General features: G+C 65.2%; 7 protein-coding genes, 1 other RNA gene and 1 pseudogene. 3 read left to right on the forward strand and 6 right to left on the reverse strand.

Features of this window, described 5'->3' with window-relative positions:
* Nucleotides 1-3 precede the first annotated feature (3 nt).
* On the forward strand, nt 4-1,377 hold the full coding sequence (locus ACERK3_10485) for a glycoside hydrolase family 4 (GenBank protein MFA9478724.1): 1,374 nt from the start codon (nt 4-6) through the stop codon (nt 1,375-1,377).
* A gap of 278 nt (nt 1,378-1,655) precedes the next feature.
* Nucleotides 1,656-3,818: a HEAT repeat domain-containing protein gene (locus ACERK3_10490; protein MFA9478725.1), complete on the forward strand. Its 2,163-nt coding sequence runs from the start codon at nt 1,656-1,658 to the stop codon at nt 3,816-3,818.
* 81 nt (nt 3,819-3,899) lie between these two features.
* Here the strand turns inward: ACERK3_10490 and rnpB are convergent.
* Nucleotides 3,900-4,406: RNase P RNA component class A (gene rnpB, locus ACERK3_10495), an RNA gene on the reverse strand.
* A 115-nt stretch (nt 4,407-4,521) separates the two neighbouring features.
* Here rnpB and rlmN point away from each other — a divergent pair.
* On the forward strand, nt 4,522-5,682 hold the full coding sequence (gene rlmN / locus ACERK3_10500) for a 23S rRNA (adenine(2503)-C(2))-methyltransferase RlmN (protein MFA9478726.1): 1,161 nt from the start codon (nt 4,522-4,524) through the stop codon (nt 5,680-5,682).
* Between the two features lie 64 nt (nt 5,683-5,746).
* Here the strand turns inward: rlmN and arsB are convergent, their stop codons facing one another.
* From arsB to ACERK3_10525, 5 genes and pseudogenes are all read right to left on the reverse strand, one after another.
* Nucleotides 5,747-6,937 carry an ACR3 family arsenite efflux transporter gene (gene arsB / locus ACERK3_10505; GenBank protein ID MFA9478727.1) on the reverse strand — a complete coding sequence of 397 codons (1,191 nt, stop codon included), beginning with the start codon at nt 6,935-6,937 and terminating at the stop codon, nt 5,747-5,749.
* 24 nt (nt 6,938-6,961) lie between these two features.
* Nucleotides 6,962-8,743 carry an arsenical pump-driving ATPase gene (gene arsA / locus ACERK3_10510; GenBank protein MFA9478728.1) on the reverse strand — a complete coding sequence of 594 codons (1,782 nt, stop codon included), beginning with the start codon at nt 8,741-8,743 and terminating at the stop codon, nt 6,962-6,964.
* Nucleotides 8,744-8,791: 48 nt separating this feature from the next.
* Complete coding sequence (gene arsD, locus ACERK3_10515; protein MFA9478729.1) at nt 8,792-9,424, reverse strand: arsenite efflux transporter metallochaperone ArsD; 633 nt, start codon at nt 9,422-9,424, stop codon at nt 8,792-8,794.
* Nucleotides 9,425-9,470: 46 nt separating this feature from the next.
* A pseudogene (locus ACERK3_10520) lies at nt 9,471-9,911 on the reverse strand (arsenate reductase ArsC).
* Entirely contained in the window at nt 9,893-10,258 is a 366-nt protein-coding gene (locus ACERK3_10525; GenBank protein ID MFA9478730.1) for an ArsR/SmtB family transcription factor, read from the reverse strand. The pseudogene ACERK3_10520 and the gene ACERK3_10525 overlap by 19 nt, the downstream one beginning before the upstream one ends.
* Nucleotides 10,259-10,489 lie beyond the last annotated feature (231 nt).

Consider the following 10,489-nt stretch of genomic DNA (forward strand, 5'->3'; position numbering starts at 1 on the left):
GACATGAGCACACAGCACCCCAAAGTCGCCATTCTCGGTGCCGGCAGCCTTTTCTTCGGCCGCAAGGCCGTGTGGCAGATGGTCCACAGCCCGCACCTCAACGGGGGCACGCTCGCCCTGGTTGACGTTGACGCCGACCGCCTGGCGAAGATGGAAAAGCTCGCCCGCATGGTTGCCGACCACAACAAGGTCAAGCTCAAGATTGAAGCGTCGACCGATCGCAAGGACGTGCTTGCCGACGCCGACTTCGTGGTGCTCAGCTTTGCCGACCGCAACGCCCACTTCCGTGGCATCGACTGCGAGCTGTCCGCGAAGTATGGCATTCGCATGTGCTCCGGCGACACGATCGGCCCCGGCGGGGTGATGCGGACGGCCCGCGAATATCCGCAGATTATCGCCGCCTGCCGTGACATCGAAACGCTCTGCCCCGACGCCTGGGTCATCAACTACATCAACCCCACCGCAGTGCACGGCATCGGCCTGCGGAAGCACTTCCCGCAACTGAAAAGCTTCGCCCTCTGCGACGCCCAGTGGGGCCTGCGCATGGGGTACGCCGAGCTGGCAGGCGTGCCCAACGATGACAAGTTCGTGCTGCTGACCACCGGCCCGAACCACTTCACCTGGGTGACCAAGGCCGAGTACGACGGCCGCGACGTGCTCCCGAAGATCGTCGAAGCCATCCGCGACAAGGCCGACGGCGACGCGAACGAGCAGGTCCAGGGCAGCGCCAAGCAATCCAAGGGCTTCCAGAACAACAGCATCGCTGCCGAGTTGTATGACACCCTCGGCGCCCTGCCCACCGTGCTCGGCCACACCAAGGAATACGTCCGCTATTACCAGGGCCTCGGCAAGGCCGGCCGGGACAAGCACGACCCGCTCATGCTCTTCGAAGTCCCCGATCGCGTCGCCCGCACCGACGCGTGCTGGGCCCGCGTTGACGAATACGTCACCGGCAAGGCCCCGATCAGCGAGTTCGACACCGAGTTCGGCCCCGACCCGGCCACCGACGTGATCGAAGGCATGTGGGCCAACCTCGGCAAGCGGTTCTTCATCAACACCGCCAACAACGGGGCCGTCCCCAACATGCCCGACGACGCGTTCCTCGAGCTCTACTGCGATCTGTCCATGGAAGGCCCCAAGCCGCTGCCGCACGGCGACCTGCCCGTGGGCGTTCGCGGGATGTCGCAGCAAGTTCTCGACACGCACGAGATCACCGCCGACGCCGTGCACGCCGGCTCGCGCGACCTGCTCCGCCGGGCCCTGCTCGTCGACCCGCTGACGAATTCCATCGGCGACACGGAGGCCCTGCTCGACGACCTGATCGAAGCCGAGGCCGACGCCCTTGCCCCCGAGTTGCAGCCCGTCGGCGTGCGATGAGGTGGTGTCAATCAGCGGATTGACGTTGTCCGCGGACACGCCAACGCGGTTTTCCATTTAGCCGCGGGCCTTGGCCCGCGCTTTCGGCGCAACGCGTTGAACAGCGCGGCGTAAGCACCGCGGCTAAATATCGCCAATGCAGAACCCGCGTTAACTCTTGCCGGAATCGAGAGCTGGTCGTGGTCGGCAGGGGTGGCGTTGCTTGACGCTAACGCGGGGGGGCGATAGATTGCGAGGGTCTATTTCTGGATTCGCCGATCCTACATTGGAGTAAGCCCATGTCGGCAGCGCGATCGTTGGTACTTGGCGTTCTGTTGTTGGCCTTTTCACTCGCCTTGGCCAATCCGAGCCAGGCCCAGCAGGATCGCGACCCGGCACAACTCTGGGCCGATTTCAACCATTATTCGCTCATCGCACGACCGGACCTCGCCCTGGCCGCGGGCGAAGCCCTGCTCGACCGCGTGGACGATGCCGAGTTGCTGGAAATCGTCGAAGCCAGCGACTACCGCGACTACGAGCCCACGCTCGAACGCGCCGCTCGCGTCGACGAGCTCCGCGAGGTCGCCCGCGAGCTTGGCAGGCGAATTCAGCAGGGCCGCGTCGACCAAAGCCGTGATGAGGAACGCATCCGCGAAGACATTCGCCTGCTCGGTGAAGGCGACCGACGCTTCCGCAACGCCACCCAGCGCCTTACCAGCGCCGGCCAGTACGCCGCGCCGCACATGCTCCGCGCCTTGCAGGACCGAGACCGTAACCGGCTACACCCGTACGTCGTCTCGTCGCTGACGCGCATCGGCCAGCCCATTGTCGACCCGCTCGCCGTCGCGCTGCCCAACCTTTCGCCGACCGTGATGGTGCAGGTGGCCCAGGTGCTCGCCGACATCGGCTACCCCCAGCCGCTGCCTTACATGAAGCAAGTGCTCGAAGATGAGCAGGTCGACGAAGACGCCCGCCGTGTGGTCGACCGGGCCTACCGCCGCCTCGCTGAGGTTGCGGGCATTGATGCGGACACCTCCGCTGCCGACCTGTTCCTCCGCCTCGGCGAAACGAACTACCGCGCCGCGACCCGTGGCGAGCAGTTGCCCACCTTCGACGCCGCCGAGAACCGCGGCATCGTGTGGGAGTACTCCAGCCGGGCGGGCCTCGTGCCGATTGAAGTGCCCGCGCCGATCCATGGCGACGTGCTCACCATGCGGGCCACTCAGCGGGCGCTCGACCTCAACCCCGACCTCGACGCGGCACTGACGCTTTTCCTCGCCGCCAACCTCCGTCGTGCCAACCGCCTGCCCGATGGCGAAACCGACCCCAGCTACGCCAGCGACCGTCGGCCGCCCGCGTTCTACGCTCTGCTGGCCGGCCCCGTCCGCCTTCACGAAGTGCTCGATCGGGCCTTGCGTGACAACGACCCGGCCCTGGCCCTCAACGCGATCGAAGCGCTGTCCCACACCGCCAGCGATCGTCAGTTGGTCGATGCAGACGGCCGACGTCAGCCGCTGCTGCGGGCCCTCTCGTACCCTGATCGTCGCGTGCGGTTCCGTGCCGCCGAGGCGCTCGCCAACGCTCGGCCGACCGAGTCGTTCAACGGCGACCACCGCGTGGTGCCCGTGCTCGCTGAGGCCGTTCGCCAGCAGGATGTGCAGTACGCCCTCGTGCTCGCGGACGATCAGGAAACGCTCAACCAACTGCTCGAACGCGTCGGTGAGCAAGGCTACGAAGCCTTCGGCGGCATGTCGCTCAGCGATGTCCGCGACGAACTCGAAAGCCGACCTGGTGTCGACCTCGTCGTGATCGCCCAGGACACGGACAACATCCGCCGGGCCTTCTCGCGAACGCGTGACGACTACAAGCTCGCCGCAACGCCCGTGCTCGCCGTCGCCCGCTCGTCCGATCAGCAGGCCCGCCTCAACCAGTTCCTCGGCGAAGAGGCTCGGTTCTCCAGCGTCGTCGTCGCCGACGAGCCCCAGCGACTCGCCTCGGCGATCGAACAGGTGCAGGAAGCCGACACCGGCGAACCCATCGGCGAAGCGGAAAGCGAAGAGTTCGCCCTCACCGCCCTCCGCCTGCTGCACCAGATCGCCCGTGCCAGCGACGTGTACGACGCGCAGGCCGCCGGCCCCGCGCTCACGCAAGCCCTTGGCGACGATCGCGACAGCGTCGTCGTCGCGGCCGGCAAGGTGCTCGCCGAGTTGGACAACTCCTCTGCTCAGCGTGCACTGGCCTCGGCCTCGCTCGATCGTTCCGGTGAGGTGCAGATCGACCTGCTGACCAGCCTCGCCACCTCGGCGATCGCGTTCGGCAACATGCTCACGCAGGATCACACGGACATGCTGCTCGAGTTCGTCGACACTGCTGAGGGCGACACCGCCGTCGCCGCCGCCCGTGCACACGGCGCGCTCTCGCTCCCGACCGCCAACGCCGTCCGCCTCATCCGCGGCGAGTAAATACACAAAGCCCACGGATGGCATCCGTGGGTTCGAATAAAAAAACAACGCCCCGGCCAGACGGTCGGGGCGTTGTTTTGTTTTGTGGCGTGGACCGTAAGCCGAATTCTGTTCCAACCCGCAAGCCGGGGCTCGCGTGTCGGGACGGCCATTTCTCCAGGCCCGCCGTTGCCGACGGGCTCAAGCGACCTACCCGCCCCATGGCCCCGGACCGGGGCTGCCCACAGCGTTGACGGGGTCAACAACCGAAGGCGGGGCTGCTTGGTCTTGCACGCGGTGGGGTTTACCATGCCCGACCTGTCACCAGGTCAGCGGTGCGCTCTTACCGCACCTTTTCACCCTTACTGGGCTACGCCAGTTTCAAGTCGCCAAGCGGTCGCAAACAAGGCCCTGTTGCTGCTTCAGCAACTCGGAACTCGAAACCAGAAACTCGAAACTGGCGAAGCCCAGCGGTTTGTTTTCTGTGGCACTTTCCCTGACGTCGCCGTCGCCAGCGACGCCGGTGGGCGTTACCCACCACCGTGTCCTGTCGTGTTCGGACTTTCCTCGTATGGGTCATGCCCATCCGCGGCCGTCGCGTCCACGCCAACCACAGTATAGCGCACCAACCTCCGCCACGCCCCATGCCCGGTCGAAAGCCCACGGCGGCCCGCCGTGGGGCCCCCCCCACGACACCCTCCCACCCCGGCTACAATGACCTTCCATGCCCGCACCAAAGCCCGCACCACATTTTTTCGACCTCGACCCCGACAGCCTCTCGGCTCACTTCGCCGACTGGGGCCTGCCCGCCTTCCGCGCCAAGCAGGTCATGCAATGGGTCTACCAGCACGGCGTCGCCGACCCGCAAGCCATGACCAACCTCGCCCAACGCGACCGCGACCTGCTCAGCGACCGCCTGCGCTTCCGCCTCGGTTCACCCATCCGACACGAAAGCGCCACCGACGGCACGCAAAAGCTCCTGCTCCAATGGCCCGCCGACCACGCCGACCGCGCTGACACCGACTCCCCCGCCGCCACCGACCCGCCCCCGCTCGCCATCCTCGGCCAGTCCGCCGACGACAGCATCGACGCCGCCGCCCAGACCGAATGCGTCATGATCCCCGCCGAGAGCAAAGTCTCCGGCAGGCTCCGCCGTACCGCCTGCATCTCCAGCCAGGTCGGCTGCCCCGTCGGCTGCAAGTTCTGCGCCTCCGGCCTCGGCGGACTCGACGCCAACCTCACCGCCGGCCAGATCGTCGAGCAGGTCTTCCAACTCCAGCAGATCCCCGGCATCGAGCGCATCACCAACATCGTTTTCATGGGCATGGGCGAGCCGCTGGCCAACTTCAACCAGGTCGTCCGCGCCCTCCACACCCTCATGGCCGACTGGGCCTTCAACCTCGCCGGCCGACGCATCACCGTCAGCACCGTCGGCCTGCCGGCCCAGATCCGCCGACTCGCCGACCTCAACCTCCCCATCACCCTCGCCATCAGCCTCCACGCCCCCAACGACGACGTCCGCCGCAAGCTCATCCCCTGGGCCGAGCGCGTCACCGTCGACCAGCTCATCGACGCCGGCCGATACTACTTCGACCGCACCGGCCGCGAAGTCACCCTCGAATACATCCTCCTCCGCCACGTCAACGACCGCGTCGAACACGCCCGCGAGCTCGCCGACGTCGCCCGACGACTCCGCGCCAACATCAACCTCATCCGCTACAACGAAGTCGCCGGCCTCCCCTTCGACCGACCGACCACCGACGACGTGCACCAGTTCCAGCATGTCTTGCGCGAGCGCGGCGTCAACACCCACATCCGCGCCAGCCGCGGCCGCGACATCGCCGCCGCCTGCGGCCAGCTCCGCTACGAGCATCAACACAGCTAACCCGACACCGCCTTCGGAGGCGTGCCGGTCAGCAGTGAGTCGCGCGAGTTGTATCACGCCCAACTCAAGAGCGAGGCTCGACCGACTCGGCCACCTGCTGCGTCGTGTCGCAGGCTTCCAGACCCGCGGCGGCGACCACCGTCGCCGGCTCTACGCCGTCGTCGCGCACCACGCCGCCATAAATCTTCCGCAGGAAGTAGAGGCTTACGTGCACCAGCCCGATGAGCACCGGCACTTCCACCAGCGGCCCGACCACCGTCGCGAAGGCGATCGGCGAGGCGATGCCGAACACCGCAATGGCGACCGCGATCGCTAACTCGAAGTTGTTGCCCGACGCGGTGAACGCCAGCGTGGTCGCCCGTGAGTAATCCGCGCCGACCTTCCAGGCCATGAAAAAGCTCACCAGGAACATCAACGCAAAGTAGGCGCTCAGCGGAATCGCAATCCACAGCACGTCCAGCGGCTGGTAAATCATGCGCTCACCCTGCGTGGAGAACATCACCACGATGGTGAACAGCAGCGCGATCAGCGTCATCGGCGAAATGATCGGCACGAACACACGGTCGTACCAGTCGCTGCCTTTCAACGGCACGAGAATCGCCCGGCTCAAGATGCCCGCCGCGAAGGGGATGCCCAGGTAGATCATCACACTCGCGAAGATTTCGCCGATGCCTACATCCACCACCACGCCTTCCATGCCGAACAGCGGCGGCAGGACGGTGATAAATATCCAGGCGTAGAAGCCGAAGGTGACAATCTGAAACACGCTGTTGAGCGCGACCAGACCCGCGGCGTACTCGCTGTTACCGCGAGCCAGTTGGTTCCACACCAGCACCATGGCGATGCAACGTGCGATGCCCACGAGGATGAGCCCGACCATGTAATAGCCCCATCGCGGGTCGGGGCCGAACAGCGCCGGCGCGATGTAGCCGAAGAACACCAGCGCGAGCGTGAACATGAGGATCGGGCCGATCACCCAGTTTTGCAGCAGCGACAGGCCAAGGATCTTGAAGTCGGCAAAGACCTTGGGCATCAGCTCGTACTTCACCTTCGCCAGCGGCGGGTACATCATGAGGATGAGCCCGGCCGCGATCAGCAGGTTGGTGTGCTCGCCGACGGTAAGCGCTTCGTTGAAGCGATCCACGCCGGCCTGCATGAAGTAGCCGATCGCCACGCCCAGCGCCATGGCGGCGAAAATCCAGACCGTCAGGTAACGGTCCAGCAGGGACATCTCCTTCGCAACGCTTTGTTCCATGGGGTCTATGCGGCCTTTCCGAGGTCAGTTGTTTGTCGTTTCCGCCGCCACGCCGTCGGCCAGTTGCCGCAGCCGATGCTCACCCACCGGCGCTTCGGGCAGCCACGGCACGATGGCGGTACGAGCGGCCAGTTCGCGCTGCACCTTTTCGATCTGCGCCACCTCAGCACGCGCGCGCCGCGTCAGCAACGGATCGGTCGGACCCGCCGCCGCCAGTGAGGCGTTGATCACCCAGCCCCACGGCTCGATGCCCGCCCGCCGTAAGTCATCCTGCAACTGCGCCGCCTCCAGCACCGGGGTCGTCTCCGGCAGCGTCACCAGCAGCATCTTTGTCTGCTCGGCATCCTGAAGCCGCATCATCGGCGTCACCAGCTTCGTGTTCGGCGCGGCGTGCCGCATCACCTCTTTGTGATATGAGCCGGTCGCGTCAAGCAGCAGCAGCGTGTGGCCCGTTGGAGCCGTGTCGACCACGACGAACTTTTTCGACGCTTCGCGAATCGCCCGCGAAAACGCCTGGAACACCGCGATCTCCTCCGTGCACGGCGAACGCAGATCCTCTTCCAGCAGCGCACGACCCTGGTCATCCAGGTCCTTGCCCTTCGTTTCCAGAATGTGCTGCCGGTAGCGTTCAGTCTCCGCGTCGGGATCGATTCGGCTGACCTCCAGACGATCCAACTCGCCTTCGATGGTTTGCGTCACATGCGCTGCCGGGTCGGTGGTAGTCAAATGAACATCGTGCCCGCGCGACGCCAGTTCCACCGCCACGGCCGCGGCGATCGTCGTCTTGCCCACACCGCCCTTGCCCATCACCATCACCAGCCCATGGCCAGGCTCGGCAAGCTGGTCGATCATCTCGCGCAACGACGGCACATTGACCGTCGGAGCATCGGACAGCGGGGTTTCTGTCACCTCGGCCCCAACGCCTCCACCAAGCAAGGCCCGCAGTGAAGCGACACCCACCAGATTGTGCCCTTGCAGTGGCACACTGTCCTGCGGCAACGCCGCCAATGCTGCGGGCATGGCGTTAATCGCCGCCTGGCCACGCTGCACCATCGCCATCGCCAGCGGGTCGGCGCTGGCAGGGTCGGGCATGACGCCGTTGACGATCAATCGCTGATTGGCGATGCCTAACGCCGACAACTCGTGTCGTGTGCGATCCGCTTCAGCGAGCGCTGACTGCTCCGGACGAGCGACGAGGATCACCCGCGTCTGTTCGGCGTCCGCCAATGCCTGCACCGCGTCGGCATACCGCTGCTTCTGCTTCTCCAAGCCGGCCAGGGGGCCGAGGCAGGATGCGCCGCTCGTGTTGGTTTCAAGGAAGGTGTTCCACGCCGTGGGCAGCTTCATCAGGCGAAGCGTGTGACCCGTCGGCGCGGTGTCGAAAACGATGTGGTCATATCGGCCTGCCAGCGAGTCGTCGGTCAACAGCCCGGTGAACTCATCGAACGCGGCGATCTCCGTGGTGCAGGCCCCGGAAAGCTCCTCCTCCATCTGGCGGACCAGCTTCGCTGGCAGCGAGTCACGGGCCGGGCCGATGACCCGGTCGCGGTATGCCTGCGCCGCCGCTTCAGGGTCGATGTTCAGTGCGTCGAGGTTCGGCACGGCCTCAATCGCCGCCGGTTCGCCATCGCCGATCGACGCCTCAAAGACGTGCGAGAGGTTCGACGCCGGGTCCGTGCTCACCAGCAGCACGCGTCGGCCGGCGTCGGCAAGCTTCACCGCGGTAGCGCACGCCAGCGAGGTCTTACCGACGCCGCCTTTGCCGGTGAAAAACAAGTGCCGCACTGACGACTCGATCCATTGCATGGTGCACATCCTGCCGATTACTGAGAAACCGCGACCCGAACCGCCAACTCAGCAGCAACTTGACCCACCGCCGCCACCGCCGCCACCGCAGCAGCCCCCTTCGTTCGCCGCCGCCTCCTCGGGCATCAGCGCCTTCTGTGCCGTCCGCATCAGCGACTGGTGCGGCACCTGCTTGATGCGCAGACCCAGGTTGAACGCGCGAAGCATGTCTTGCTCGCTCACGCCGAGTTTGCGTGCCTGTTCATGGTGATATTCAAAGCAGGCTTCACAGTTACCCGCCACCGACGCGGCGATCGCGACGAGTTCGTCCACCGCCGGGGTCATCAACGACTCGCCTTGCGCCGTTTGTTGCGTCGCGGCTTTCGCTTGCGTCGCGCCATTCAAACCTGCCAGTTCCGCCAGAGCATCCCGCTCCGGGTAGCTGCCCTGCGACACGAGGGTACCGTTGACGAGTACGGCGGGCAGACCATCGCCGTCCGTCTCGTCAAGCAGCTTCTTGACCGCCGGGTTTTCCGTAAACGCCGTCGGCTCCTGCGCCATGTTGTATCGCCGCACCTCCGCGCCCTGTTGTTTGAGCCATTCGAGATCGGACGAAAAACGAGCGAGCATCGGGTTCGGGTCCGTGCCACAGACGCCGGTCGAGCAGCACATCGGGGGATCGAAAACTTCAATGGTCGGCATGGGAATGTTCCTTGTGGTGGTTTGCAGTGAAAGCTGGACCGTGACCTTACCGGGTCCCCAGGGCGTCGGGCAGCGTCTGCACGTAGTCGCGAATCTCGTCGCGCACGCGCCGATAGTGTGACAGCGCCCGTTCGGGGTCGGTCTCGTCGGCCGCGAGTTTGGGCGGGTCGTCGAAGCCCTGATGCACCACGGTCGCCGTGCCGGAAAACATCGGACAGGTCTCATGAGCATGGCCGCAGACGGTGACGACGTAATCGAAGTCGACGCCCGTCAAATCATCGAGCGTCTTGCTGGTGTGGTTGGCGATGTCCACCCTCGCCTCGGCCATCACCTTCAACGCATGCGGGTTCAGCCCGTGCTTCTCGATGCCCGCCGAGTAAGGCTCAACGACATCGCCCTTAAGATGCCGCGCCTAACCCTCCGCCATCTGGCTGCGGCAGGAGTTGCCCGTGCAGAGAAACAGGACTTTCAGTTTCGGCTGTAGCATTCGGTGGCTTCCTTTCGGTCTTTCTCGCGGACGCAACAGAGCGTCTCGGCATCGCTCACAATGATCTTTTCTTTCTCCAGCGCCTTGAGCGTCCAGCGGATGGCGTCGCGAACCACGGACGGCGCCTCGCGGTCGGCAAGGCGGTAGTAGTGCCAACGCCCATCCTTGCGCCGCTCGACCAGCCCAGCCTGATGAAGGATCGACATGTGCTTGGACACCGTCGAAGGCGACAGCCCCAGAACTTCCACAATCTGGCAAAGGCACAACTCGCCATCCGCCAGCGCCATGATCGCCCGCCCCCGGCCTTCGTCCGCCAATGCCTTCGTGATTGCGACATATTGCTGCATGGCCATAATCCTTCACTTCGCCAAGTAACGAATTGTAAGGGCGTCTTGAGATGTGTCAACCGACGATACTCGAATCGCGACGATGTGGTCAGCCCGAATGCGCTTGGGATTCCAGCCGCTCGGAACCGGCGACAAGGCGGCGCAAATGCGGCGCAGCAATCAACTGCCGGGCCCTGCATGGACGAGAACGATGCGCGCAAAGAAAAACCGCAAGCGTTGCTGGATGCAGAC

Source organism: Phycisphaerales bacterium AB-hyl4, assembly GCA_041821185.1.
Taxonomy (GTDB): Bacteria; Planctomycetota; Phycisphaerae; order Phycisphaerales; family Phycisphaeraceae; genus Natronomicrosphaera; species Natronomicrosphaera hydrolytica.